This is a genomic window from Thermithiobacillus plumbiphilus (assembly GCF_038070005.1).
In the GTDB taxonomy this organism is placed as follows: domain Bacteria; phylum Pseudomonadota; class Gammaproteobacteria; order Acidithiobacillales; family Thermithiobacillaceae; genus JBBPCO01.
On record NZ_JBBPCO010000002.1, the window covers coordinates 65,713 to 89,757 of the forward strand.

27 protein-coding genes are annotated in these 24,045 nt (G+C 62.1%); 20 read left to right on the forward strand and 7 right to left on the reverse strand.

Features of this window, described 5'->3' with window-relative positions:
• Positions 1-110 precede the first annotated feature (110 nt).
• From pstS to sixA, 10 genes are all read left to right on the forward strand, one after another.
• The gene (gene pstS, locus WOB96_RS02315) at positions 111-1,145 is read left to right on the forward strand and encodes a phosphate ABC transporter substrate-binding protein PstS (RefSeq protein WP_341369655.1); all 1,035 of its coding nucleotides are present in this window, start codon (positions 111-113) and stop codon (positions 1,143-1,145) included.
• A 100-nt stretch (positions 1,146-1,245) separates the two neighbouring features.
• Positions 1,246-2,205: a phosphate ABC transporter permease subunit PstC gene (pstC, locus tag WOB96_RS02320; RefSeq protein WP_341369656.1), complete on the forward strand. Its 960-nt coding sequence runs from the start codon at positions 1,246-1,248 to the stop codon at positions 2,203-2,205.
• 8 nt (positions 2,206-2,213) lie between these two features.
• Positions 2,214-3,053: a phosphate ABC transporter permease PstA gene (gene pstA, locus WOB96_RS02325; RefSeq protein ID WP_341369657.1), complete on the forward strand. Its 840-nt coding sequence runs from the start codon at positions 2,214-2,216 to the stop codon at positions 3,051-3,053.
• A 1-nt stretch (position 3,054) separates the two neighbouring features.
• The gene (gene pstB / locus WOB96_RS02330; RefSeq protein ID WP_341369658.1) at positions 3,055-3,825 is read left to right on the forward strand and encodes a phosphate ABC transporter ATP-binding protein PstB; all 771 of its coding nucleotides are present in this window, start codon (positions 3,055-3,057) and stop codon (positions 3,823-3,825) included.
• Positions 3,826-3,837: 12 nt separating this feature from the next.
• Positions 3,838-4,563 (forward strand): phosphate signaling complex protein PhoU, encoded by a 726-nt coding sequence (phoU, locus tag WOB96_RS02335; RefSeq protein WP_341369659.1) that lies wholly within the window; start codon positions 3,838-3,840, stop codon positions 4,561-4,563.
• A gap of 2 nt (positions 4,564-4,565) precedes the next feature.
• A complete protein-coding gene (locus WOB96_RS02340; RefSeq protein WP_341369660.1) occupies positions 4,566-6,098 on the forward strand; it encodes a Ppx/GppA phosphatase family protein in 1,533 nt (510 codons plus the stop codon).
• Positions 6,099-6,331: 233 nt separating this feature from the next.
• Positions 6,332-7,489, forward strand: a complete 1,158-nt coding sequence (locus WOB96_RS02345) for a glycosyltransferase family 4 protein (protein ID WP_341369661.1) — start codon at positions 6,332-6,334, stop codon at positions 7,487-7,489.
• Positions 7,486-8,028, forward strand: a complete 543-nt coding sequence (locus WOB96_RS02350) for a phosphatase PAP2 family protein (protein ID WP_341369662.1) — start codon at positions 7,486-7,488, stop codon at positions 8,026-8,028. The genes WOB96_RS02345 and WOB96_RS02350 overlap by 4 nt, the downstream gene beginning before the upstream one ends.
• Positions 8,029-8,080: 52 nt before the next feature.
• Positions 8,081-8,482 carry a hypothetical protein gene (locus WOB96_RS02355; protein WP_341369663.1) on the forward strand — a complete coding sequence of 134 codons (402 nt, stop codon included), beginning with the start codon at positions 8,081-8,083 and terminating at the stop codon, positions 8,480-8,482.
• Complete coding sequence (gene sixA, locus WOB96_RS02360) at positions 8,482-8,976, forward strand: phosphohistidine phosphatase SixA (protein WP_341369664.1); 495 nt, start codon at positions 8,482-8,484, stop codon at positions 8,974-8,976. Before WOB96_RS02355 ends, sixA begins: the two co-directional genes overlap by 1 nt.
• Here sixA and queG read toward each other — a convergent pair.
• The 6 genes from queG to ppk1 all read right to left on the reverse strand — a co-directional run bounded on the left by queG (position 8,959) and on the right by ppk1 (position 16,510).
• A complete protein-coding gene (gene queG, locus WOB96_RS02365) occupies positions 8,959-10,035 on the reverse strand; it encodes a tRNA epoxyqueuosine(34) reductase QueG (RefSeq protein WP_341369665.1) in 1,077 nt (358 codons plus the stop codon). The genes sixA and queG overlap by 18 nt on opposite strands.
• A 38-nt stretch (positions 10,036-10,073) precedes the next feature.
• On the reverse strand, positions 10,074-10,550 hold the full coding sequence (locus tag WOB96_RS02370; RefSeq protein ID WP_341369666.1) for an SRPBCC family protein: 477 nt from the start codon (positions 10,548-10,550) through the stop codon (positions 10,074-10,076).
• A 124-nt stretch (positions 10,551-10,674) separates the two neighbouring features.
• Positions 10,675-11,409: a hypothetical protein gene (locus WOB96_RS02375; protein WP_341369667.1), complete on the reverse strand. Its 735-nt coding sequence runs from the start codon at positions 11,407-11,409 to the stop codon at positions 10,675-10,677.
• 42 nt (positions 11,410-11,451) lie between these two features.
• A complete protein-coding gene (locus WOB96_RS02380; protein WP_341369668.1) occupies positions 11,452-12,975 on the reverse strand; it encodes a CYTH and CHAD domain-containing protein in 1,524 nt (507 codons plus the stop codon).
• Positions 12,976-13,005: 30 nt separating this feature from the next.
• Positions 13,006-14,400 carry an aspartate ammonia-lyase gene (locus WOB96_RS02385; protein WP_341369669.1) on the reverse strand — a complete coding sequence of 465 codons (1,395 nt, stop codon included), beginning with the start codon at positions 14,398-14,400 and terminating at the stop codon, positions 13,006-13,008.
• A complete protein-coding gene (ppk1, locus tag WOB96_RS02390; RefSeq protein WP_341369670.1) occupies positions 14,390-16,510 on the reverse strand; it encodes a polyphosphate kinase 1 in 2,121 nt (706 codons plus the stop codon). Before ppk1 ends, WOB96_RS02385 begins: the two co-directional genes overlap by 11 nt.
• Before the next feature lie 89 nt (positions 16,511-16,599).
• Here ppk1 and WOB96_RS02395 point away from each other — a divergent pair, with 89 nt between their 5' ends.
• From WOB96_RS02395 to WOB96_RS02415, 5 genes are all read left to right on the forward strand, one after another.
• A complete protein-coding gene (locus WOB96_RS02395) occupies positions 16,600-16,899 on the forward strand; it encodes a c-type cytochrome (protein ID WP_341369671.1) in 300 nt (99 codons plus the stop codon).
• 40 nt (positions 16,900-16,939) lie between these two features.
• On the forward strand, positions 16,940-17,380 hold the full coding sequence (locus tag WOB96_RS02400; RefSeq protein WP_341369672.1) for a TlpA family protein disulfide reductase: 441 nt from the start codon (positions 16,940-16,942) through the stop codon (positions 17,378-17,380).
• Positions 17,381-17,505: 125 nt separating this feature from the next.
• Entirely contained in the window at positions 17,506-18,069 is a 564-nt protein-coding gene (locus WOB96_RS02405; protein ID WP_341369673.1) for a thioredoxin family protein, read from the forward strand.
• Position 18,070: 1 nt separating this feature from the next.
• Positions 18,071-19,411 (forward strand): TolC family protein, encoded by a 1,341-nt coding sequence (locus tag WOB96_RS02410; RefSeq protein WP_341369674.1) that lies wholly within the window; start codon positions 18,071-18,073, stop codon positions 19,409-19,411.
• Entirely contained in the window at positions 19,395-20,180 is a 786-nt protein-coding gene (locus tag WOB96_RS02415; protein ID WP_341369675.1) for an efflux RND transporter periplasmic adaptor subunit, read from the forward strand. The genes WOB96_RS02410 and WOB96_RS02415 overlap by 17 nt, the downstream gene beginning before the upstream one ends.
• Before the next feature lie 18 nt (positions 20,181-20,198).
• Here the strand turns inward: WOB96_RS02415 and folD are convergent, their stop codons facing one another.
• On the reverse strand, positions 20,199-21,050 hold the full coding sequence (gene folD / locus WOB96_RS02420) for a bifunctional methylenetetrahydrofolate dehydrogenase/methenyltetrahydrofolate cyclohydrolase FolD (protein ID WP_341369676.1): 852 nt from the start codon (positions 21,048-21,050) through the stop codon (positions 20,199-20,201).
• Positions 21,051-21,218: 168 nt separating this feature from the next.
• Between folD and WOB96_RS02425 the strand changes: the two genes are divergently transcribed.
• The 5 genes from WOB96_RS02425 (at position 21,219) to cobU (ending at position 23,998) form a co-directional block, all read left to right on the forward strand.
• The gene (locus WOB96_RS02425) at positions 21,219-21,806 is read left to right on the forward strand and encodes a hypothetical protein (protein ID WP_341369677.1); all 588 of its coding nucleotides are present in this window, start codon (positions 21,219-21,221) and stop codon (positions 21,804-21,806) included.
• Between the two features lie 112 nt (positions 21,807-21,918).
• On the forward strand, positions 21,919-22,164 hold the full coding sequence (locus WOB96_RS02430) for a hypothetical protein (protein ID WP_341369678.1): 246 nt from the start codon (positions 21,919-21,921) through the stop codon (positions 22,162-22,164).
• Positions 22,165-22,173: 9 nt separating this feature from the next.
• Positions 22,174-22,800 (forward strand): class I SAM-dependent methyltransferase, encoded by a 627-nt coding sequence (locus tag WOB96_RS02435; protein WP_341369679.1) that lies wholly within the window; start codon positions 22,174-22,176, stop codon positions 22,798-22,800.
• Between the two features lie 243 nt (positions 22,801-23,043).
• Positions 23,044-23,466 carry a DapH/DapD/GlmU-related protein gene (locus WOB96_RS02440; RefSeq protein WP_341369680.1) on the forward strand — a complete coding sequence of 141 codons (423 nt, stop codon included), beginning with the start codon at positions 23,044-23,046 and terminating at the stop codon, positions 23,464-23,466.
• Positions 23,450-23,998, forward strand: coding sequence for a bifunctional adenosylcobinamide kinase/adenosylcobinamide-phosphate guanylyltransferase (gene cobU / locus WOB96_RS02445; RefSeq protein ID WP_341369681.1), 549 nt, complete (start codon positions 23,450-23,452; stop codon positions 23,996-23,998). Before WOB96_RS02440 ends, cobU begins: the two co-directional genes overlap by 17 nt.
• The last annotated feature ends 47 nt before the right edge of the window (positions 23,999-24,045 follow it).

Below are 24,045 nucleotides of genomic sequence, written 5' to 3' on the forward strand. Positions count from 1 at the left end.
AACCTTATGGTTTTCAGAAGGTCTCTGTCATCAAACTGTAACAATCCTTTAGTAGGATGGGGCTACATGAAATCCGATTCAACGTTGTCTGTTCCTCAAAGGAGAAAAAGATGTCCCTAGCTAAGAATTACATTATGCGTGGTCTCTGTGCCGGCGTCATGGCCGTCGGTTTTGCTGGCTTCACGGCCACGGCCCAGGCCGCCCAAATTACCGGTGCGGGTTCCACTTTTGTGTACCCTGTCATTTCCAAGTGGGCCGAGGCCTACAAGGCCAAGACCGGCAATTCTGTCAACTACCAGTCTATCGGCTCTGGGGGCGGTATCGCTCAGATCAAGGCGGGTACTGTGGATTTTGGTGCATCAGACATGCCGCTGGCTCCCCAAGAGCTGGACAAGCAGAAACTGGCGCAATTCCCCGCTGTAATGGGTGGCGTTGTGCCGGTGGTGAACCTGCCTGGCATTAAACCCGGCCAGATTCGCTTTAATGGCAAGGTGTTGGCGGATATTTATCTGGGTAAGATAACCAAGTGGAATGACCCAGCCATCAAGACCCTGAATCCCCGTCTGAACCTGCCCAACTCGCGGATTGTTGTTGTGCATCGTTCCGATGGTTCCGGTACCACCTTCAACTTCGTCAATTATCTTTCCAAGGTCAGCCCCGAGTGGAAGACAAAAGTGGGTGAGGGTACGTCTGTGGCATGGCCAACAGGTGTGGGGGGCAAAGGCAATGAGGGTGTGTCTGCCTACGTGGGTCGGCTAAAGGGGTCCATCGGTTATGTGGAGTACGCTTATGCCCACCAGAACAGGTTGGTATATGGTGCAATGCAGAGTCGCGATGGCACCTGGGTACTGCCCAGCGATGATACTTTCCAGGCCGCTGCGGCGAATGCCGACTGGGCCAAGACCCGGGATTTCTATCTGATCCTGACCAATCAGCCGGGCGCCCAGAGCTGGCCGATTACGGGGACAAGCTGGTTGCTGGTGCGCAAGGACGCCGCCCCTCAGAAGAACAAGTCGGTCATGGACTTCGCCACTTGGTTCCTGAACAATGGCCAGCAGATTGCCAAGCAGCTTGACTATGTACCGATGCCGGCTGCCACGGTCAAGCAGATCATGAATTACAGCAAGGCCGAGCTAAAGATGTAATAATCACCCCCCTTGTAGCCGCATCGGCAAATCTTGGGGTACACTTGCGGGGCCTTTGGACCCCGCTTTTATTTGGATATTTTCGCGCACAGGAGCAAGCGTGCAGACAGTCAGCCGCAGCGATCCACCTCGAGCCGCCATGGGCGACAAGCTCTTCAGGGCGCTTACCAGTACTACGGCATATTTTGTCTTTACACTGCTGATTCTGATTGCCGCATCACTGGTCTGGGGGGGGTGGCAGGCGCTGGACCGCTTTGGCTGGGGCTTTTTGGTCAGCCGCGAATGGGATCCGGTCCAGCAGCAGTTTGGAGCCCTGGTTCCCATCTATGGCACCCTCGTCAGTTCGCTGCTGGCCTTGCTGGTCGCGGTACCGGTCAGTTTCGGCATTGCAATATTCATCACCGAGATGGCGCCACGCTGGCTGCGCCAGCCTATCGGCTCGGCCATCGAGTTGCTGGCGGCTATCCCCAGCATCATCTATGGCATGTGGGGATTGTTCGTATTCGCGCCCTTCTTCGCAGATCACGTGGAGCCGTGGGTGGATGAGCACCTGGGGGCACTGCCGGGCATTGGCTTCCTGTTTCAGGGGCCACCCTTTGGCATTGGCATGCTGACTACGGGCCTGATTCTTGGCATCATGATCATCCCCTTCATCACTGCCATCATGCGCGATGTCTTTCTGGTGGTCCCGCCCATGCTCAAGGAGTCGGCCACAGGGCTTGGCGGCACCACTTGGGAAGTGGTCTGGAATGTGGTGCTGCCCTATACCCGCACGGCTGTTATCGGCGGCATTTTTCTGGGGTTGGGACGGGCACTGGGTGAAACCATGGCGGTGACCTTCGTCATCGGCAATGCCCATGATCTGGATTTTTCGCTGCTGATGCCGGGTAACTCGATTGCCTCGGCGCTGGCCAATGAGTTTGCCGAGGCCGATTCGGAACTTTATCTCTCGGCGCTGATTGCGCTGGGTTTCGTATTATTCGTCATCACCTTCATCGTTCTCGCCCTGGCCAAGCTGCTGCTGATGCGTCTTGACCGGCGGGAAGGTGAACAGAGCTAGGCGGAGTCATGGACTGGTTATATCTTCGCAGGCGGGCGGTCAACGCCTTCAATTTGATGGTTTCCGCACTATCGACAATCTTTGGTCTCTTCTGGCTGGTGTGGATTCTTTGGACCACCATCGACTTTGGCATGGATGCCATCAACTGGCGCCTCGTTAGCGAGATCACGCCGCCGCCCGGCAGTTCCGGAGGGCTTGCCAATGCCTTCGTCGGCAGCCTGATGATGCTTGGACTGGCCCTTGTGATTGGCACGCCCATCGGCATTCTGGCAGGTACCTTCCTCGGCGAGTTCGCCATCAAGAGCCGGATGGGTGGGGTGATCCGCTTTGTCAATGACATCCTGCTCAGCGCGCCATCGATCATCATTGGACTATTCGTGTATGAGATGGTCGTGCGCCCGCTGGGACATTTTTCCGGTTTGGCTGGCGGCTTGGCGCTGGCGGTCATTCTCATCCCGGTGGTCTTGCGCACTACTGATGAAATGCTGCGTCTGGTGCCCGGTACCATGCGCGAGGCGGCGTTGGCCCTGGGGGCGCCTTACTGGAAAGTCATCACCCAGGTGACCTACCGGGCCGCGCTGTCGGGTATCCTGACAGGAATCATTCTGGCCCTGGCCCGTATCAGCGGGGAAACCGCGCCGCTGCTGTTCACGGCCCTGAGTAATCAGTTCTGGAGTACGGACATGCTCGCGCCACTAGCCAATGTGCCGGTGGTCATTTTCCAGTTCGCCATGAGCCCCTATGAAGACTGGCATGCCCTGGCCTGGGCCGGCGCGCTGGTAATGACAATGGTGGTTCTCTTCTTGAGCATCGTTTCCCGCATGATCATCAGCAGAGGTAAGATTTAGCATGGATATGGCTGTGACCGACCCCAAGCTCAGTATCCGGGACCTGAATTTTCACTACGGCAAGTTCCATTCGCTCAAGCACATCAACCTGGATGTCCCACCCGGCAAGGTCACGGCCTTCATCGGGCCATCCGGCTGTGGCAAATCGACCCTGCTGCGGGTCTTCAACCGCATGTATTCCCTTTATCCGGGACAAAAAGCTACTGGCGAAGTGCTGCTGGATGGCCAGAATATTCTGGACCCCAAGCTCGATGCGAACCGCTTGCGTGCACGGGTGGGCATGGTGTTTCAGAAGCCCACACCTTTTCCGATGTCGATCTATGACAATGTGGCCTTTGGCATCAAGCTTTATGAGCGCCTGCGCCGGGCGGAAATGGATGAACGGGTGGAGCAGGCGCTGCGTCAGGCCGCACTCTGGGACGAAGTCAAGGACATCCTCAAGCGCAGCGGCCTGAGTATTTCGGGTGGCCAGCAGCAGCGGCTCTGCATTGCCCGCGCGATTGCCGTGCAACCCGAGATCATCCTGCTCGATGAACCGACCTCCGCACTCGATCCGATTGCGACCCTGCGCATCGAGGAACTGATTGCCGACCTGCGCGAAAAATTCACTATTCTTATAGTGACGCACAACATGCAGCAGGCGGCGCGGGTGTCGGATTACACGGCGTTCATGTATCTGGGAGAACTGGTGGAGTTTGGAGAGACCAATGCGATCTTCACCAATCCGACAAAAAAACAGACGGAAGATTATATCACCGGCCGTTACGGCTAAGGAGGTAATGCCATGCCTGTAAGCGGAAGTGAGCACATTTCTCACCGGTTCGACCAGGAGCTGGCCGAGATCCGCCGTCTGATCCTGGAAATGGGTGGGCTCGTAGAGGAGCAGATCACGTTTGCAGTGAAGGCCCTGACCGACAATGATCTTGATCTGGCCAGCGAGGTCATGGGTCGCGATCACGAGGTCAATGCGCTGGAAGTGCGTATCGACGAGGAGTGCACCACCCTGCTGGCACGGCGCCAGCCCATCGCCAGCGATCTGCGGCTGATCATGGCCGTCATCAAGACCATCACCGATCTCGAGCGCATCGGCGATGAAGCGGAAAAGATCGCGCGTATGACGCTGCACCTGAGTGAGCAGTCCTACAGCCGCATGAATTCTGAAATCATGCGCGATGTGGTGGTCATGGGCGACCTAGCCCGGAACATGGTGCGTGGCGCCCTGGATGCCTTCGCGCGTCTGAGCGTGGCGGATGCGGTGGAGGTGGCAAAACTTGATGATACCCTGGATTCCAGTTTCCGTGCGGCGATGCGTCATCTGGTGACCTACATGATGGAGGACCCCCGCACCATCAGTCTCGCCATCGACATGCTGTTCGTGGTCAAGGCCCTGGAGCGCATCGGGGATCACGCCAAGAACATGTCCGAGTATGTGATCTATCTGGTCAAGGGCAAGGACGTCCGGCACGTCACGCTCGACCGCCTGACCCATGAGGCCCTGGACGAGGACTGACCATGCCAGCTCAGTCCCCGCTGAACCTGGCTGCGGTGGATCTCGGTTCCAATTCCTTTCACATGGTCCTCGCGGTGGAGACACCCGAGGGCTTCAAACTGCTGGACCGCCTCCGTGAGGGGGTGCGCCTGGCGGAAGGGATCACCGCCGAAGGCGGCCTGCGTGCGGAGGTGGAGGCACGGGCACTGGCCTGCCTTGGCCGTTTTGGCCAGCGTTTGCGCGGCCTGAACCGGGAGCGCGTGCGTGTGGTTGGTACCAATACGCTTCGGGTCGCTGGCCAGGCCCGCGATTTCCTGGCGGCCGCGGAAAAGGCACTGGGTTTTCCCATCGAGATCATCAGCGGTCGTGAGGAAGGTCGCCTGATCTATCTGGGCGTGGCGCACAGTCTGGGTCTGAAGCCTGATGCAAAGCGTCTGGTGGTGGATATCGGCGGTGGCAGTACCGAGGTCATGGTCGGTCAGGGATCCCTGCCGCTTGAGGTGGAAAGCTTTCATCTCGGCTGCGTCAGTTCCAGCCGTCAGTTCTTTCCTGATGCGCAGATCAGTCCGAGTTCCCTGCAGGCCCTGGAGGATCAGGTCAGGGTAACTGTCGAGCCGTTTCTGCCACAGCTGCGTTCCCCAGGCTGGGACGAGGCCGTTGGCGCCTCGGGTACGGTGCGCGCCATCCAGCGCGTACTGGAAGCCAATGACTTCGGGCCAGTCATTACCCGACCTGGCATGGACTGGCTGCGGGCACGGCTGCTGGCGCTCAAACGTTTTGAACGTTTTGCGGATCTCAAGGGACTCAAACCTGATCGCATTCCGGTGCTTGCCGGTGGATTCGCCATTCTCAATGCTCTGATGTCACTGCTGGCGCTGCATGACATGGCTGCTGCCGACGGCGCCTTGCGGGAAGGTGTCCTGCTCGACCTGATCGGACGCATTCATCATGAAGATGCCCGCGAAAGCAGTATCCGCCAGTTGCAGACACGATTTCGGGCCAATGCCTCGCGGGCTGAAACGGTGATCCGGACTGCCCGGGGTTTCTTCGAGGATGTCCAGGCGGCCTGGAAGCTCAAGGGCAATCACTGGGACTGGCTACGCTGGGCCATCATGACCCATGACATCGGCCTGGACATTGCGCATTCCGGTTATCATCGCCATGGTGAATACATCCTGCGCCATGCCGATCTGCCCGGCTTCTCGAAACGCGAGCAGGACATCCTGGCGCGACTGGTCCGTCTGCAACGCAAGCTGATGCCCGCCCTCGACGGTGAAGCCTTTGCCGGACTGCCCGCGCCAGAGGCCCTGACCTTGCAACGCCTGGCCGTGCTCCTGCGTTTGAGCCTCCTGTTTCATCGCGGCCAGCTCGCCTTGCCCGCGCAGGCACGGCTTCTGGCAAAGGGCAAACGCCAGATCCTGCTGATCCTTCCAGAAAACTGGCTGGTGCATCTGCCCCTGCTGGAAGCCGATCTGGCCGAGGAAAGGACCCTGCTGCATCCGCATTTTCAGTTACGCTGGCAGGCGAGTGTCAGCCCGGACGAACTTTCGTCATAAAACTGTCTTCCTCATGCGCTACAATCCGGAGGCGGGGTGCCCAGCGTTCTTCATCTCACCATCGGCCGATGGCGGCCAAGGTCTGGTGGCGGTATGTCTAGGAAAGCGGGCCTGCAAAGCAGGGAAACATCAGAAACATGAGGGCCGGCCGGGTTCTTTCCGGTGGTGATCAAGGTCGGGCGCCATTTCGCGTCTGCCGAAAAACCATAATATCTGCCAGAGGGGGGTAATGCATGCGCTTGACCCTGGTCACCGAGACTTTTCCACCTGAGGTCAATGGGGTGGCCATGACACTGGGACGCTGGCTCGCTGCCTTCGAGGCGCGTGGGCATGAGGTCCAGGTGATCCGTCCACGTCAGCCTGGTGAGGTGGCGGCCCCGGATCGCGTCAGTGGCTGGTCCCTGCCGTTCTATCAGGAAGTCCGCATCGGCTACGCCAGGGCTGGCCAGATCCAAAAGATCCTGCTGGATTCCGCCACCGATCTGGTCCATGTCGCCACCGAGGGCCCGCTGGGCTGGGCGGCCCTGCGCGCGGCGCGCAATCTCGGCCTGCCGGTGGCGAGCAGCTTTCACACCAATTTCGATTACTATGCCGGGCATTATCATCTGGGCCTTTTCGAAAAACTGGCCCGGGCCTATCTGCGCCAGTTCCATAATCGCTGTGCCGTGACCCTGGTGCCCAGCGAGGGTACCCGCCAGCGCCTGCGCGAACAGGGTTTCGAGCGGGTAGAGATCTGGTCGCGCGGTGTGGATGCCGATCTTTTCAGTCCGGACAAGCGCAATGAGATCTTGCGCCAGTCGCTCGGGCTGGCGGAGGACGATCTGCTTCTGCTGTATGTCGGTCGCCTGGCGCAGGAGAAAAACCTGCCGGTTTTGGTCGAGGCCTTTGCGCGTTTCCGGCTGCAGTTCGAGGCCACCGGGCGCAAGGTGCGCCTGGCCCTGGTGGGCGGGGGACCGCTGGAAGGCAGCCTGCGTCAGCAACAGCCTGCCGGAATCTACCTGGCGGGTGTGCAAAGGGGTGAGGATCTGGCCCGCTGGTATGCCAGTGCCGATCTTTTCGCCTTTCCTTCCTGCAGTGAAACCTTCGGCAACGTCGTCCTGGAGGCCCAGGCAAGTGGCCTGCCGGTAGTGGCCTACAACTGTCCGGGCGTCAATGAGCGGGTCCGTCCTGGCGAGGATGGCCTGCTGGTGCCGGCAGAAAGCGACTTCGCCCAGCCGCTCGCCTTTCTGGCCCAATCCGGGGAGATGCGCCAGAGAATGGGGCGGATGGCCAGGCAACGCGCCGCCGAACAAGGGTGGGACAGGATCTTCGATGCGCTGGAGCGGCGCTACATCCAGCTTTTCAATACCCAGCCGGCACAGCTGGCTCCTGCACGGGGCATGACGAAATGAGCGTCCTGAGTGAAACGCTTGCCGCCCAGGAATGCCGCCTGCTGCGCTGGCTCAATCAGTGCCTGGACCGTGATCTCTTTTGCAATACCATGATCTTCGCCAGCCGGGTGGGTGATGGCGTGGCCTGGTACACCCTGGTGATCTTTGTCCTGTGGTGGCAGGGCATCAATGGCTGGCGTGGCATTCTGGCGGCAGCCATTGCGACAGGGTTGTGCATTGGTCTGTTCAAATACATGAAGCATCGCACCTCAAGGCCCCGGCCCTTCGAAGTAATGAAGGATCTGCGCACGGCGCTGGCGCCACTGGACGAGTGGTCATTTCCCTCGGGCCACGCCATGAATGCCTTCAGTGCGGCGGTGGTGGTGCAGATGTATTTCCCGGCGCTTGGTCTGGTGATCTGGCCGCTGGCCGTTCTGGTGGCGATCTCTCGGGTGGCGCTCGGCCTGCATTACCCCACCGACGTGCTTGCCGGTGCCGTGCTGGGGGCGCTGATTGCCTGGAGCAGCAGTGTAGCCGTGCTCTACTTGTTTCCTTACTGATGTCGCTTTCCCGGTGTAAACTGGCGTTTTTCCGAAAAACCGGGAGCCTCTCATGAAAGCTGGCCTCTGGGGTCTGGCAGCCCTGTTGTCCTATCTCGTCCTGCTTGGACTGAATCTCGCCCTGGGTGCATACCTGCCTTCAGCCTGGCCGCGCATGTTCGAATACATGCTGCTGTCCGTGGCCACCTTGGGTTTCCTGGCGCGCTGGCGCCCTGATGTCGGGCCCTATGTCTGGCGTCCGGTGATGCTGCTGCTGGGGTCCGCGCTGGCGGCCGCCGAAGTGGCGGCCTGGTCGCGCAAGCTTGGGCTCGAGTTCGTGATCGATGAATGGATGGCAGGCCTGATCGGCGTGGCCATCATCTCCATCCTTGCCCGCCTGTTGCCAGCGGGTCTGCGTCTGGCCTGGCTCGGTCAGGCCGGCAAGGGGCGGGAATCAGTCGGGGGAAAACGCTGATGGAACTGATCTTCATGCGTCATGGCAAGGCCGAGGACCACGCGTTGCGGCCCTCGGATTTCGAGCGGGAACTGACCGAGGAAGGCAGAAGCCGCACGCTGACTGTCGCCGCCGGCCTGCAACAGTGCCTCGGGGAACAGAAACCGCGAATCTGGTGCAGCCCCTTGGTGCGTACCCGCCAGACCGCGGAGATTGTCGCCGGCGTGCTGGGCGGGCTGGAAATCGAATTGAACGAGGATATCCCTGACGGGCACTTGCACCGGCTGGCGCGTGGCTGGTCAGCCCTGAATGAGGATGAAAGCCTGCTGATCGTGGGTCACGAGCCGCATCTGAGTCGCTGGATCGCGCACTTGAGCGGGGTGGTGTTGCCGATGAAGCCGGCCTGTGTGGCGGGCCTGATCGTTCATCCCGACAAGCCCACGCAGGGCAAGCTGCGCTGGTTCGCGCATCCCGATGTGCTCGGCCGGGTCGGCACTTCAACCCAGATGGCGTGACAGGGCCCAGGCGACGTGTTCGCGCACCAGGGGCGAAGGGTGCTCGGCGCGCGCCTGCAGTGCCTCGATAATCAGGGGCGAACTCGGCGCATTGCCAAGCCCGATGGCGAGATTGCGCAGCCAGCGCTCATGGCCGATGCGGTGGATGGCGCTGCCGGCCAGCTTCTGGTGGAACTCCTCCTCGGTCCATAGAAAAAGCTCCCGCAGGCTGGCCTTGTCGAGCCCGTGGCGCACAGCAAAATCCATTTCCGCGCTGTCCTGGGCGAACTTGTTCCAGGGACAGACGAGCTGGCAGTCGTCGCAGCCGTAGATGCGGTTGCCGATCAATGGCCGCAATGCCTCGGGAATGCTGCCCTTGTGCTCGATGGTGAGATAGGAGATGCAGCGCCGGGCATCGAGTTCATAGGGCGCGACGATGGCCTGGGTGGGGCAGATGTCGATGCAGCGCTGACAGCTGCCGCAGTAACTGCCGCCAGGCGGGTCGATGGGCAGGGGCAGATCGGTGAAGAGCTCGCCGAGAAAGAACCAGGAGCCGCTCTCGCGGTTGAGCAGTAAAGTGTGCTTGCCGCGCCAGCCGAGTCCCGCCTTCTGGGCCAGTTCGACCTCCATGACCGGGGCACTGTCGGTGAAGGCCCGGTAGCTGAAGGGTCCGACGGCTATCTGGATGCGATTGGCAAGCTGCTGTAGGCGCTTTCTGAGCACCTTGTGATAATCGCGGCCCAGGGCATAGCGGGCGATATGAGCGGTTTCGGGCTCATCGAGCACCGCCCAACTATCCCGGGCCTGCGGCGGGCGGTAGTTCATGCGCACGCTGATGATGCGCAGGGTGCCCGGATGCAGTTCGGCCGGACGGGCGCGCAGGCTGGCATGGCGGGCCATGAAGTCCATGTCGCCATGATAGCCCTTGCCGAGCCAGTCGAGCAGGCGCGCCTCGGCCTCTCCAAGCTCGGTGTCGCTGATGGCCACGCCCTGAAAGCCGAGTTCCTGGCCCCAGGCCTTGATCTGGCGGGCCAGCATATTCATATCCGGCATCTCGCCCGCTGCGCTGAAATCCTTCATCCGCCCATGATACTCGCTTGCGCCCTCGAGCGCGCAAGCTAGCCAGTCTTCATCCGCACCTCGGCGCCGAGATGTTCGGACAGGCCCTCGGCACCCCAGCGCATGATCAGGTCATGGTTCCAGCGAATGAGCGGGCTGGCGACGGGTGAGATCAGATTCATCCATAGTCTGGTCGTATCCACCTGCCAGGAATAGCGTATTTCGGTGATGTTGCCATCGCGCAGAAACTCCCAGACACCCACGCCCCTGACGTCACCATCGACGCACGCTTCGATCAGATTCAGCAGCTCAATGCGGGTGGTCTCGGCGTCAAATTCGATGGTATAGGGCAGCCTGCCTTTCCAGCGATAGCGGATGATTCCACCGAGCTCGTCCTGCCCGGGGGGCTTCAGGGGCTGGGCGCTTTCCACGCCTTTCCACCACTCGGGCCATTGGTGGGTTGCATGGATAGCGTCCCAGACCGCTTCCAGCGGGGCCAGGGTGCGCCAGATGGTGAGAAAATCATAGTGGGCCATGGACTCGGAACATTTGGGGCCGCGACACCCTGGGCAGGGGCGCGGCAGTCGGAATGGCCTTAGTGTCCGCGAAGCCGGGAGCTGACGCCATCGGGCGTGGGCAGGATTGGCGACGAGGAATGCCTCAGGGCAGGATGTGCGCGTCTTCCTCGCCGGCGAGCACTGCCTTGCAGCGCACCAGGAGCTGGTCTTCAAGACCGGCGTTTTCGGGGCGCTTGAGCAGGCTGTCCCAAACCGGATAGAGCTGGTTTTCCTTGCGCGCCTCGTGCTTGGCCAGCGAGCCTGAGAGTAGAGCGAAAAAGGGCGTCACCTCCCAGGCCTCCGGCAGGACATCCTCATCGAAACTCGCCTCGATGGCGATCCATTCTTCCAGCAGTTTGGGATATTCGGCGCGCAGGGCCGCGAGCGCGGCACGGATACGCGGATCCCCGGGCAGCGGGATGGCGTCGGGCAGGAATTTCGATTCCAGATAGTGGAAGCGCCGATAACCCACGCCATATTCCCGCACGAAAGGCGGCGCGAGCGCCACATTGCCGGCATTGCAGGCGTGCATGGCATTGGCGAAGGCGCGATCATTGCTTTCCTGGGCTTGGCGCAGGGTATCGATGAGCGACAGGCTTTCCACGTCATCCCGGTGCCTGACCCGGATCAGCCAGCCTTCCTCGCTGACGCTGACGATTTCCCAGAGCATGCGGTGGCGCAGTTGCAGGGCCGTGCTTTCCAGGGAAATGGTGGGATCCTCGCGGGTCAGGAGCTCCAGCGATTGCCCGGGCGACAGGTCTTCCAGTAGATAGTAGATGCTGCTTTGCGCCTTGGCAGGCTCCTTGCGCAGGTCATGCCGGCCCAGAAATTCTGCCATCTCGTTCTCTCCTTCATTCCTGCATGTGCATGCCGTTTCCGGCTAGAGCGCAGCCAGCCAGTAGCGCGAGGCCTTTTTGAAGCGTTTCCAGTCCTTCTTCAGGGTCTTGGGCAGCAGGGTGCTTTCGCGTGCTTCCCAGCCGAGCAAAAGCCCCATGCCCTCGTGCGCTGCCCGGCTGGCGCGTGGCCCGAGCAATTCCCGCAGATAGATTGCCGAGGTCCGGGTGTCCTGCCGCTGTCCGAGGCTGTCCTGCAGGCGCTTCAGGGCCTTGTGCAGGTCGCCGCTTTCTTCGCCGGGCAGCAAGGGATGCAGAACCTCCAGGGCATAGCGCAGCTTCTTGACGCGGATGCGCAGCTTGTGGCTGCGTCCGGATTCGAGTTCCTCGATGGCTTTGCCCTTGCGCCGTAGGGACTCGATCCAGCCGGTCAGGCGTTCAACACTGTAGCTGGAGAGGTCGCGGTCGATCTCCGCGGACCAGTGGCCCTCCAGCAGCCATATCCAGAGTCTCAGGGCGGTGGCCGTATGGGCGCCGCTGCCAAGCTGCTTGCAGATCCGCGACTGCAGTTGCACCCGCCGTTGCTTCAGCACCGTTTCCAGGGGCGGCGGATCGAACGGTAAGGCACCGGATTCGAGGATTCTCGCCCAGGTACTGATCAGCACATCGGTTTCACGCAGGTTGCCGAGCTCGTTGCCCCAGTTTCTCAGGGCTTCCTGCTGGCCGGTATAGCTGGCATCCGCCACCAGTGGCCTGGCAAAACCGAGCAGGGCACGCAAGCGGCGCAGGCTGACCCGCAGCCGGTGCAGGGTTTCAGGCTCATCCGGGTCCTTGAGAAAGGCCGCCTGGGCGGAGAGCACGGCAAACAGCCCCTGCAGCAGGACGCGGCTGAAGGATGCGCCCACGGTCTCGCCGGGTGGCACGTTAACCGGCGGTGGCGGCGAGGCCTCGTCCGGAGTCAGCCCCGCGAGGATCAGGCCGCGATGCAGCTTGCTGCGCTCTTCCAGGAGCAGGGGAAAGTCCTCGGCCAGCCTTGCCGCCAGTTGCAGGACACCCAGGGTCTGGCCGGCCTTGAGTTCGAGTTCCAGCTCGAGGATCGGTGCTTCCAGGGTTCCGGCGCGAATCTCGCCACGATCGGCGGCAAACTCGACCTCGCTGCCGTCGGGCAGCTTCAGATCCAGAAGATGCCGCTCGAAGCGGGTGCTGACCACCGGTACCAGCATCTGGTCGCCGATCGCCTCGATGAGCGCTGCATGAATTTCTGTATCGGCAAAGACGCTGATGTCCGGTTCGATGCTGCTTACCACGGCATTCCATTCCGGGCGCTGATGCAGGCCGCCAAGCGTGGCGCTGTCGGCCTTGACCGTGGCAATGAGCTGCGCGTCCTCGCGACGAACGCGATACCCGATACGGGCCTGCTGCAGCCGGTGGTCGGGCGTGTCGAAATAGATCGCCTCCATGTCCACCCGCCTGGGGGGCTGGCCGCCGGCATATTCCTGCAGGAGGGGCGCATTGAGCACGCCAGACCAGGCGCGCGCGTTGGCAACGGTCAGTTTCAGCTCGGTTTCCATGAAGGCTTCCCTTGTGTTTTCAAGATGTTTTCAGGGGGCGGACTGGGCCGCCTCCAGCACCATGCGGTCGAAGTCCTCGGCGCGCATCAGGTCTTTTTCCACGACGATGTCCCGCACCGGTCGGCCACTCTGCTGCGAGGTCTTGGCGATCTCTGCGGCCTGGGCATAGCCGATGGCGCGATTGAGCAGGGTGGCCAGACCGACGCTGTCATGCGCATAGGCGCGGCAACGTTCGCGATCGACGCTCAGGCCGATGAGCCCTTTTTGCGTGGCGGCCTCGATGGCATTGCCGAGCCAGTCCATGGCATCGAAAAGGGCCGAGCCCATGGCCGGCATCATCACATTGAGCTCCATCTGCCCGGCCCCCGCCATCTGCGTGGCAGCGTGATCCTGTCCGAGCACCTGATAGGCCACCTGGTTGAGCATCTCGAACATCACCGGATTGACCTTGCCGGGCATGATGCTGGAACCCGGCTGCACGGCTGGCAGGGTGATCTCGGCCAGTCCCGTGCGCGGCCCCGAGGCGAGCAGGCGCATGTCATTGCTGATGCGGGTGACCTCGATGGTCAGGGTGCGCAGCATGCCGGAAAAGGCGGCGATGTCGCTCATGCTCTGCATCTGGGCGATGATGTTGCCGGCCGGTTCGATGGGTTCGCCGGTCAGCTCGGCGAGCGCCTTGGCTGCGCGCTGTCTGTAACCCGGCGCGGTGTTGAGCCCGGTGCCAACCGCCGATCCGCCCAGCCCGGTCTGGCAAAGATAGGGCTTTTGCGCGGCGAGCATGGCGGCGACCCGGCGCAGGGTCCAGGCGTAAGCGCCAAACTCCGCGCCTAGCGTGGTCGGCACGGCGTCCTGCAGATGGGTGCGGCCACTCTTGACCGTGTCCCTTTCCTGTTCGGCGAGATCTGAAAAGGCCTGGGCCATGCCTTCGACCGCAGCCAGCAGGCGCGGCAGTTTGGCCAGCAGGGTCAGGCGGATGGCGGTGGGGATGACGTCATTGGTGCTCTGGCCCATGTTGACGTGATCATTGGGATTGACCGGGTCGTAGTGGCCGCGCCGGCCGCCGAGACTAACATTGGCGAGATTGGCGATGACCTCGTTGGCATTCATGTTGTGGCTGGTGCCGGCGCCGGCCTGGAATCGATCCACCACGAACTGGTCCTGGTGCTCGCCGGCAAGGATGCGCTCGCAGGCGGCGCGAATGGCGGTGTAAGGCCTCTCGTCGAGCCAGCCGGCGGCGTGGTTGGCGATGGCTGCCGCGAGCTTGATGCGCACCGTGGCGATGATGAAGTCCGCGTCCGGACGGCGACCGGAGATCGGGAAATTGGCCACCGCGCGCGCGGTCTGGACGCCATACCAGGCGTCTTTGGGCACCCATAGGGTACCGAGGCTGTCACGTTCTTCGCGAACGGCGCTGTCATCCATCATGAGGCAGGTTTCCTGTCAATTTTTCGAGTAATTCCGCCTGCGCCGCGCGGCAGGGCTCGTCGGGCCCGGGCTGGCGCATGATGTAGCTGCCTTCGGGCTGCATGTCCCAGGCGCTGCAGTTGTCATCGAGATAGGTCTGCAGGGTTTCCTGAAAGACGCGTTTGGCCAGCTCACGGTGCGTGATCGGGAAGGCGATTTCCACGCGCCGGAAGAAGTTGCGGTTGGACCAGTCCGCGCTGGATACCCAGAGTTTCGGATCTTCACCGTTGCCGAAATAAAACACCCGGCTGTGTTCGAGAAAGCGGCCCAGCACCGACATGACCCGGATATTGTCCGAAACGCCCGGCAATCCGGGTCGCAGGACGCACACACCGCGCACGATCAGATCGATCTGCACGCCGGCCTGCGAGGCCTCATAGAGCTGGCGGATGATGGCCGGCTCGACCAGCGCGTTCATGCGGGCGATGATGCGCCCCGGCTGCCCGGCGCGGGCCAGGGCCGTTTCATGGCGGATGGCCGCAAGAATGGCATCATGCAGCTGAAAGGGCGCCTGCAGCAGCTTGCGCAGTTTCGGTACGCTGCCGACCCCGGTCAGGTGCATGAAAAGATCATTCATGTCCTGGGTGATCTCGGGGTCGGCGGTCAGCATCCCGATATCGGTGTAAAGTCTGGCAGTGCGCGGGTGGTAGTTGCCGGAACCGAGATGGCCGTAAAGCCGGATGCCGGATTTCTCGCGGCGCACCACCAGGGCCATCTTGGCATGGGTCTTGTAGCCGACGATGCCATACACCACCTGCGCGCCGACCCGCTCCAGACGCTCGGCGAGCTGGATGTTGTTCGCCTCGTCAAAGCGAGCCTTGAGTTCGACCACCACGGTCACCTGCTTGCCGGCACTGGCGGCCTGGATCAGGGCATCGACGATGGGTGAGTCCGGCGTGGTGCGATAGAGCGTCTGCTTGATGGCCAGGACATTGGGATCGCGCGCGGCCGTGCTCAGGAAGTCCACCACCGGCGTGAAGCTCTGATAGGGGTGATGCAACAGGACCGGCCGGCGGCGCAACTGGGCGAAGAGGCTGCCCGGACGGTGCCCCGGCTTGGCCTGGTCCGGGGTGAAGGGCGGATAGAGCAGGTCTGGACGGTTGGCGAGGTCCGCCACCGCCATCAGCCGGGCCAGGTTCACCGGGCCGGCTACCTGGAACAGATCCGTGCGGTCGAGCTTGAAGTGGCGCAGCAGGAATTCCACCACTTCCCCGGGGCAGGTGTCGGCCACCTCCAGTCTCACCTCCTCGCCGAACTGGCGCCGCGGCAGCTCGCCGGCCAGGGCTGCCAGCAGGTTATCCACCTCTTCCTCATCGACGAAGAGCTCGCTGTTGCGGGTGACCCGAAATTGATGAAAGCCGGTGACGGTCAGCCCTGGAAACAGCCGGTCGACATTGTCGTGGATGACCGAGGACAGGAACACGAAGTTGATGCCACGCCCGCACTTGGGTGGCATTTTGATGATGCGCGGCAGCACGCGCGCGGCCTGGACGATGGCGAAGGGGCTGCTGCGGCCATAGGCGTCCATGCCTTCCAGCGTCACCGCGAAATTCAGGCCCTTGTTCTGGACCTTGGGAAAGGGGTGGGCCGGATCCAGGCTCATGGGCGAGAGCACCGGCAGTACCTCGCGCTCGAAATAATCCCGCACCCATGATCGCTGGGTCTTGGTCCAGCGCGAGCGCCGCAGGAAGCGGATGCCCTCGCGGGCCAGGGCCGGCAGCAGGCACTCATTCAGGCAGCGATACTGGTCGGCAATCAGGCGGTGGGCCTCGGCGGCCACCATTTCAAGCTGGGTTTCCGGGAGCATGCCATCAGGCCCGGTCTGGGTGGAGCCAAAGGCGATCTGCTGGATCAGGCCTGCGACGCGCACCTCGAAGAATTCATCGAGATTGTTCGAAAGAATGGCAAGGAACTTCAGCCGCTCCAGCAATGGCACCCGTTCATCCTGGGCCAGCGCCAGCACTCGCCGGTTGAACTGGAGTAGACTCAGCTCCCGGTTGAAGTATAGGCTAGGGTGATCTAGAGGCAGGGAAGATTGCGGCCTGGGATCCATCGCTTCAACGTTTTGCATGGTTGGACGTTATCTGTCGGGAAGCGGCGCAAAGTTTGCTTTTCAAGCATAGCACAGGGACCAGAAAGAGTATATTCAAGGAGACTCGCATGTATCGCATTTTATCAATGGGAGCGCTATCGGGCGTTCTCCTGCTGGGCAGCGGCATTGCCCAGGCCAAGCTGGCGGGGGACCCGGTGGCCGGACAGAAGATCTATCAGGCCAACTGCCTGAGCTGTCATGGCTCGGAAGTCTTCACAAGGGCGGATAGGCGCGCCAAGAATCAGCGCGATATCCTCGTCTTCGTCCAGCAGAATTGCAACCGGGCCGTCAAGAAACCGCTTAACATGAAGGATCTAGAGAATGTCGCGACTTTCCTCAACAACAAATATTACAAGTTCCCCAACTAAGAAAGGCCTGTCCCTGCGTGGTCTGGGGCTTGCAGGCGCCTTGCTGTTCTTTGCTGGCGCCGCCCAGGCGCAGCAGGCACCTGACTTCAAGCTGCCCAGCGTCAGCGGCAAGGAGTTGCAGCTTTCGGATTATCGCGGCAAACCGGTGATCCTCAACTTCTGGGCGACCTGGTGTCCGCCCTGCCGCAAGGAGATCCCGGACCTGACCGCTTTCCAGACGAAGTACGGCGACCAGGCCACGGTGATCGGCGTGGCGCTGGATGATCCCGGCGAGGTCAAGGAGTTCGTGCGGATGTTCGAGGTGAACTACCCGGTGGCCTACGGCAACCAGGTGGTCTCGCGTAAATACGGCAAGGTACGCGGGCTGCCCACCACCTTCTTCATCGATGCCAAGGGCCGGATCGTGGGCGATCAGATCGGCATCGTCACCCCGGCCCAGCTCGAACAGTTTGTGCAGAAAGGCACAGTGGCGCGTCGCTAGCTGGTCCACGCGGACCAGGTTTTCCTGTCCCCATCAGCCCGCCCCCTCAGGGAGGCGGGCTTTTTCGTGACTGGCCACTGGCATGCAATCTGCTATGTTAAATAAAAAACCTGGAGGGGTCCGTCATGCGTCAGCACGTTCCTACGTTTCTATCCGGTCGCGCCCTGCTGTCTTTCGCATTTCTGGGTATGTTTCTCGCCAGTAATGCCATTGAGGCAGAGACTCAGGTTCCACGCAGCCCGGAAAGGTATTTCTTTCAGCAGGGTTTTGGGGATTACCAGGAAGAGCTTGCCACGGCGCTCAAGGAGGGCCGGAAAGGCGTACTCATCATGTTCGTGCAGGATGAGTGTCCCTTCTGCGCGAAGATGGAGGCGCGGGTGTTGAACCAGCCTGCCGTGCAGGACTATTTCCGCAAGAACTTCCGGATCTTTCAGGTGGATATCTATGCCAGCCAGGACGTAACGGACTTCAGCGGCCGGGAACTGCCGCAACGCAAGTTCGCGCTGAACTATCGGGCGCGCCTCACGCCCACCTTTGTTTTCATAGGTCCGGACGGACAGGAACTGACCCGCTTCGTGGGCTTCGCCGATGAGGACACCTTTCTGAAGCTCGGGCAGTTCGTCGCCAGCGGTGCCTACAAAGAGACCAACTTCATGCAGTACAAGCGCGCTCAGGGCCAGAAATCCTGAGATGCGCAGGAAGCTGCTGCACCAGTCCCTGGCCCTTCTTTGCCTGCTTGCCCCGCTGCCTGACGCCTTCGCGGCCGGGCTGCCCGAGCCCCTGACCCTGGAAGTCTGTCTGGCCCTGGCGGACCAGCAGGCCCCAATGCTGGCAGCCGCCGAGTCACGGGTGGCCGCGAGCCGGGCCGAGCAGGATCTGGCGCGCAGCGCCCTGCTGCCCGAGTTAAGACTGCAGGGCCAGCTTGCCTATACCAAACCCACCGCACCCTCAGTCAACGAAACCGGCGACTGGACTGCCGACAACCGGGCGGGACTGGTGCTGCGCCAGTCGCTGATCGACTTTGGCCGGCGCGGCAGCCTGCTGGCCGCGGCACGGGCCCGGCGCTCCGCCAGCGAACTGGCCCTGACCGATCTGCGCAACCAGCAGCGCATCGAGATCATGGCCCGCTACTTCGAGGTGCTGCTGGCGGACCGGCGCAATGAGGTGGCCAATGAGGCCATGGCAGTGGCCTTCGTGCGCTTCCGCGATGGCGGGGACCGCAAGGAAGTGGGCGACATCTCGGAGCTTGAGCTGGCGCGGCTGGAGGATGTTTTCCGCACCCTGCGCAGCCGCTATGTCGAGACCCAGCAGGCCCAGCGCGAAAGCCGCCTGCGCCTGGCCACCGCCCTGGGGGTCGAGGATGCCATCCCGTCCGAGCTGGTGCCGCCCGCCGACTTGCCTGCGGGCGTCAGTACGGAGGAATTCGAGTCCCTCTTCAAGCAGGCCCTGGCCGGCAATCCCGCCCTGCGGGCCCTGGGTGCCAGCCTGAAGGCGCGGGAGAGCGAGTTTCAGGCCAGCCGGCGCAATATCCTGCCCAGTATCGGTGCCGAGGCCCAGACCAACTATTACAGCCGGGAGCTGGCCACGCGCGAGCGCTGGTTCGTCGGGCTGAAGCTGGACTGGCCGCTCTATGAAGGCGGCGCGCAGGGGGCTGCACGCAGTCGGGCCCTGGCACGCCTGAACGAAGGCCGGGCGGAGCTGGCCGACCGGCGCCTGCGCCTGCGCGAGGCCTTGATGAATGTGCTGAGCGACATGGAAACCCTGCGCGAGCGCCAGAAGGCAGCGGAGGCCCGCCTGAAATATCGCAACAAGGCCCTGGACCTGGGGCGGTCGCTCTACGAGCTGGAGCTGAAATCGGATCTGGGCAATGCCATGGTGGACTTCACCGATGCCGAACTCTTTCAGGCCGAGGTGCGTTATGCCATGGCCCTGAACGCCGCCCGCCTGCAGGCCCTGCTCGGGCAGCCCGTCCATTTCCCCGCGCAGGACAGCAAAGCCGTCAAGGAGACTTCCAATGCGCAACGCCCTTAATCCTGTCCTGGTCTGTCTGTGCCTGGCCTGCGCCATGCCTGCGACATCTGCCCTGGCCGCCGAAGTCAATGGTGTGCTCAGCGTCAACCGGGCCGCGACGATCTCGACCCAGCTCTCGGGTGAGCTCGTCGAGGTGCGGGTCCGCGGCGGACAACTGGTGCGGCCTGCCGAGACCCTGGCCCGGCTGGATGCGCGCCTGGCCAGCGCCAATGTGCAGGCGGCCCGGGCCCGGGCCGGGGATCTCGGCCATCAGCTGGAACGTACCAAGACGCTCTATGAGCGCGGCGTCATTGCCGATCGCGATCTGGAGATCGCCCAGCGTGATTTCGATCTGGCCGATGCCGAGCTGCAACGGCTGCAGGCGCAACTGGATCTGACCGAGATCCGCGCGCCCTTTTCCGGGCGTATCCTGCGCCGCTATGTGAATCCTGGTGAAACGGTGGTGTCCAGCCTCAAGGCGGCCAGGCTGTTTTCCCTGATACCAGACGGAAACAGCCTGGGGTTCAGCGTCGAAGTGCCCCGCCAGCCAGACATGCGCATCGGTGAGCAGCTCCCGGTGCGGGTCGCTGGCCGCCAGCGGACCGGCGTACTGACCCAGGTCCAGCCGCTTCCCGGCCCGGATCGACGCCAGTTGCTGGTGTTGCAGGTCGATAACCGGGATGGTCGCCTGCGTGCGGGTGACAAGGCAGTGCTGGTCCTGCCGGACCAGAAGCCGGCAGGCGAGACGGGAAATTCAAAGACAGCGGCCGAGCAGGCGGCTGATGAATGAGCGGTAACAGCCGCGGCTTCAGACGTGTGCTTCGGCGGCCTCGACGGTGTTCTGCAGCAGGGTGGCCACCGTCATCGGTCCGACACCGCCCGGCACGGGCGTGATCCAGCCGGCGCGCTCAGTGGCGGGGGCAAACTCGACATCACCTGTCAGCCTGCCATCCTGGGTACGATTGATGCCGACATCGATGACCACGCTGCCGGGCTTGATCCAGCGACCCTTGATCAGGTCAGGCTTGCCGGCGGCTGCAACCAGGATGTCCGCCCGGCCAACATGTTCGGCCAGATCCGGGGTGAAGCGGTGGGTCACGGTGACGGTCGCGCCGGCCAGCAACAATTCCAGGGCCATGGGCCGGCCAACGATGTTGGAGGCGCCGACGACCACCGCGTGGCGGCCCTTGGGGGATACACCGATCTGCGCCAGCAGGTGCATGATACCCTTTGGGGTGCAGGGCCGCAGGGCCGGCAGGCGCACGGCCAGACGTCCGACATTGTAAGGGTGAAAACCATCCACGTCCTTGTCCACCCGGATGCTCTCGATCACGGTTTCGGCATTGATGTGGGCGGGCAGGGGTAATTGCACCAGGATGCCATCCACCCGCGCATCCTGATTCAGGGCCTCGATGAGCGCCAGTAGCTCGGTCTGGCTGGTGGTGTCGGGCAGGTCATGTGAAAACGAGACAATGTTTGCCTTCTCGCAGCTCTCACGCTTGCTGCGCACATAGACCTCGGAAGCCGGATTGTTGCCGACCAGTATGACCGCAAGCCCCGGCGCGCGACCGTGCGCTGCCATGAAATCCGCAGCCCGTGACGCAACATCCGCTTTCAGTGCCGCTGCGATGCCCTTGCCGTCGATGATTCGCGCTGCCATGCCGTCCTCTCACCTTGATCAAGGCGGCTATTTTTGCATGGCGGGCCGGGCCTCGCCAAGCGCATATGCACTTTCCGCCCCTTTTTCCAGCCCCGTTACTGCAGTAGTCTGTAATCTGCCTGCCAGGGGTCTGGATTCCTGGCGGGCTGGGACAGGAACCGGGGATTTATGGAAATCATCCTTGCCAGGCATGGGAGACCACGGGTCTATCAGCCGTCTAACATCAGGCAGAATGCCGCGGAATGGCTGGCGCAGTATGATGTGGTCGGCATCCGTGAGGATTCCCTGCCCATGCAGGATCTCCTGGCTGAGGGGCCAAACCTGGTGCTGGCGAGCTCGCTACCGCGCAGCGTGGAGTCGGCCCGGCGCCTGGTCGGCGAATCCCGGCTCCTGGTCGACCCGCTGTTTCGGGAGGTGGGCTTTGGGATTGCCTATCTGGGCGGCCTGCGTTTTCCGGCCGGGATCTGGTCCCTGATCGCACCGCTGTTCTGGCTGCTGGGCTGGTGTCGCGGCGCCGAATCCCGCCAGGCGGTCAGAGCGCGCGCTGCCCGGAGTGCCGACCTGCTGATTGCCCATGCTGGAGTCTGTGGACGGGTGATGCTGGTGGGGCATCTCTTTTTCAACTGGTTTCTGGCGCGGGAGCTGCGCCGGCGCGGCTGGCGGCGCTCCGGCCTGCCCCGCCTGGGGTACTGGAAAAGTACGCGCTATCTCGCACCAGAGGCGACGAATGGCGAGATGGCGGGTGGTCGTTCCTGATAAGGAGAATCGGAAACCCTGATTGCCTTTCGGGTTTACTCCCGCCATGATCTGGAATCCCTGTTTACCATCGGTGACGATTGAACCGGCCCGGTGCCGGTCTGGAGAAATGATGAAAACCCTGGAAGATTATCCCGTGGATGAGCTGAAGCTGGTCTATCGCCTCCTGCACGCCCAGTTGACCACGCACCTGGCATTGCTGGAAGGCGATTTCCTGCATGATCTGCAGGGCTATCTGCAGCAGCAGGCCCGTTCGGCGGGCGTGGATCTGTCGGATCACGGCCAGTGGGATGCCTGGCTTGGCAATACCTATGTGTCCTGCGAAGAGCGGATGAAAGACCGCGAGATTTTGCGCTGAATGATGGGTATGGAAGATTACCAGACCCTGAGCGAGCGCACCCTGGCGGACTACGAGGCCCGCGCCGCGGCGTTCTGGGAGGGTACCCGTGACCATGACGTCAGCCAGAATATGAACTGTCTGCTCGATGCGCTCGGGCCCGGCCGGCATCGTATCCTCGATTTTGGCTGTGGTCCCGGACGGGATCTGAAGGTATTCCGAGACGCCGGGCACGAGGCTGTCGGGCTCGATGCCTGCCCGAGCTTCGTCGACCATGCGCGCGACTACAGTGGCTGCGAGGTGCTGCAGCAGAACTTTCTGCAACTCGATCTGCCGCAAGGGGGCTTCGACGGCATCTTCGCCAATGCCTCATTTTTCCATGTGCCTTCTGCCCAAATGCCTGCCGTGCTGGACGCCTTCCATCACTCCCTGCGCCCCGGCGGCCATCTTTTCATGTCCAACCCGCGCGGCGCGGGTGAAGGCTTCAACGGGCGCAGCTATGTCACCTTCCTGGAGCTCGAGGACTACGCGCGATTACTGCAGCAGGCGGGATTCGAACTGCTGACGCATTACTACCGGCCACCCGGTCTGCCGCGCGACCAACAGCCCTGGCTGGCCCTGCTGGCGCATCGTAATATTCCAAGTGCCGGAAATTGAGTCTTGATAGCTGCCAAGTCTTTCCCGGCTTGAAAGCCGTCTGTCATGGGGGAGGGGATGATTGCAAGAGCACTGGCAAGCCTGTTTGGTTCGGTATGGAAACTCAGAGAGAAATGTCAGGAAGGACAGCCTGCCTGGCTGGCAAAAATCGCAAGAACCGTGTATCAGCTCTACCAGTATGAAAACAACAGCTCGATTGCGTGGAATGCCCGGATAGCCGGCGAGCCTTGTTTTCCGCATGGCATGAAAAGCATCTTTGTTTCCGGTGGCGCGCGCATTGGCGTGAATGCCGTCATTTTCCAGCAGGTCACGATTGGGTCAAACACCCTGTCCGATGCCAAGCGCGTCGGCTCTCCTCAGATCGGGGACAATTGCTACATCGGTGCCGGCGCGAAGATCATCGGCGGCATCAGGATCGGCAACAATGTCCGGATCGGGGCCAATGCGGTGGTATACAGGGATGTGCCAGACAATGCCGTGGTGGTGTCCGGCGAGCAGATCACCATGGTTCGCGAGAAACCCATGGACAATCGCTTCTATACTTATCATGGCCGCTATGTTTACTACGACCAGGGCCGCTGGTTTCCTGTCACGGATAAAGTGGTTCTGGCTAATCTGACAGGCGGACCCGTGCCTCTGGATCCGGATCTTGAACGTACGGGATGATGCGGGGGGACTTCAGTTGAAGACGCTCATCCTTGGTGGTGCCTCCTCCGGCAAGAGCGTCTACGCGGAACGGCTTGCCGCTTCGAGCAATCTTTCGGTGCACTACCTTGCCACGGCCACCGCAGGTGACGAGGAGATGGCGCGGCGCATCGCCCGTCACCGGGAACGCCGGCCCGCGAGCTGGGCACTGGTGGAGGAACCGCTCTATCTTGCCGAAACCCTGTGGGCGCTGGCGACGCCCGATACCTGCCTGTTGGTGGACTGCCTGACCCTGTGGCTGAGCAATCTGATATGCGCCGAGGATGACGGGCTGCTGGCGCGCGAGCAGGCCCATCTGCTGGAAACCCTGCCCGATTTGCCGGGCCGGATCATCCTCGTCAGCAATGAACTGGGCATGGGCATCGTGCCCATGGGCGATTTGAGCCGTCGCTTCGTCGAAACCGCCGGTCAGTTCAACCAGAATCTCGCCACGCTCTGTGATCAGGTCACGCTGGTGGCGGCGGGCCTGCCCCTGCAACTCAAGACTTCCTGAACCTGCTGCTGGCCGAAGGTCTTTGGAAGCATCGGCTTGTGATGGCT

Coding starts and splice junctions, on each gene's coding strand:
- WOB96_RS02425 (WP_341369677.1), top strand. CDS start 21,219: ATGGAAATCATCCTTGCCAGGCATGGGAGACCACGGGTCTATCAGCCG.
- WOB96_RS02375 (WP_341369667.1), bottom strand. CDS start 11,409: ATGGCAGAATTTCTGGGCCGGCATGACCTGCGCAAGGAGCCTGCCAAG.
- WOB96_RS02340 (WP_341369660.1), top strand. CDS start 4,566: ATGCCAGCTCAGTCCCCGCTGAACCTGGCTGCGGTGGATCTCGGTTCC.
- sixA (WP_341369664.1), top strand. CDS start 8,482: ATGGAACTGATCTTCATGCGTCATGGCAAGGCCGAGGACCACGCGTTG.
- folD (WP_341369676.1), bottom strand. CDS start 21,050: ATGGCAGCGCGAATCATCGACGGCAAGGGCATCGCAGCGGCACTGAAA.
- ppk1 (WP_341369670.1), bottom strand. CDS start 16,510: ATGCAAAACGTTGAAGCGATGGATCCCAGGCCGCAATCTTCCCTGCCT.
- WOB96_RS02405 (WP_341369673.1), top strand. CDS start 17,506: ATGCGTCAGCACGTTCCTACGTTTCTATCCGGTCGCGCCCTGCTGTCT.
- pstA (WP_341369657.1), top strand. CDS start 2,214: ATGGACTGGTTATATCTTCGCAGGCGGGCGGTCAACGCCTTCAATTTG.
- WOB96_RS02435 (WP_341369679.1), top strand. CDS start 22,174: ATGGAAGATTACCAGACCCTGAGCGAGCGCACCCTGGCGGACTACGAG.
- WOB96_RS02415 (WP_341369675.1), top strand. CDS start 19,395: ATGCGCAACGCCCTTAATCCTGTCCTGGTCTGTCTGTGCCTGGCCTGC.
- WOB96_RS02370 (WP_341369666.1), bottom strand. CDS start 10,550: ATGGCCCACTATGATTTTCTCACCATCTGGCGCACCCTGGCCCCGCTG.
- WOB96_RS02395 (WP_341369671.1), top strand. CDS start 16,600: ATGTATCGCATTTTATCAATGGGAGCGCTATCGGGCGTTCTCCTGCTG.
- WOB96_RS02345 (WP_341369661.1), top strand. CDS start 6,332: ATGCGCTTGACCCTGGTCACCGAGACTTTTCCACCTGAGGTCAATGGG.
- WOB96_RS02350 (WP_341369662.1), top strand. CDS start 7,486: ATGAGCGTCCTGAGTGAAACGCTTGCCGCCCAGGAATGCCGCCTGCTG.
- queG (WP_341369665.1), bottom strand. CDS start 10,035: ATGAAGGATTTCAGCGCAGCGGGCGAGATGCCGGATATGAATATGCTG.
- WOB96_RS02380 (WP_341369668.1), bottom strand. CDS start 12,975: ATGGAAACCGAGCTGAAACTGACCGTTGCCAACGCGCGCGCCTGGTCT.
- phoU (WP_341369659.1), top strand. CDS start 3,838: ATGCCTGTAAGCGGAAGTGAGCACATTTCTCACCGGTTCGACCAGGAG.
- pstS (WP_341369655.1), top strand. CDS start 111: ATGTCCCTAGCTAAGAATTACATTATGCGTGGTCTCTGTGCCGGCGTC.
- WOB96_RS02440 (WP_341369680.1), top strand. CDS start 23,044: ATGAAAAGCATCTTTGTTTCCGGTGGCGCGCGCATTGGCGTGAATGCC.
- WOB96_RS02355 (WP_341369663.1), top strand. CDS start 8,081: ATGAAAGCTGGCCTCTGGGGTCTGGCAGCCCTGTTGTCCTATCTCGTC.
- WOB96_RS02410 (WP_341369674.1), top strand. CDS start 18,071: ATGCGCAGGAAGCTGCTGCACCAGTCCCTGGCCCTTCTTTGCCTGCTT.
- WOB96_RS02385 (WP_341369669.1), bottom strand. CDS start 14,400: ATGATGGATGACAGCGCCGTTCGCGAAGAACGTGACAGCCTCGGTACC.
- WOB96_RS02430 (WP_341369678.1), top strand. CDS start 21,919: ATGAAAACCCTGGAAGATTATCCCGTGGATGAGCTGAAGCTGGTCTAT.
- pstB (WP_341369658.1), top strand. CDS start 3,055: ATGGATATGGCTGTGACCGACCCCAAGCTCAGTATCCGGGACCTGAAT.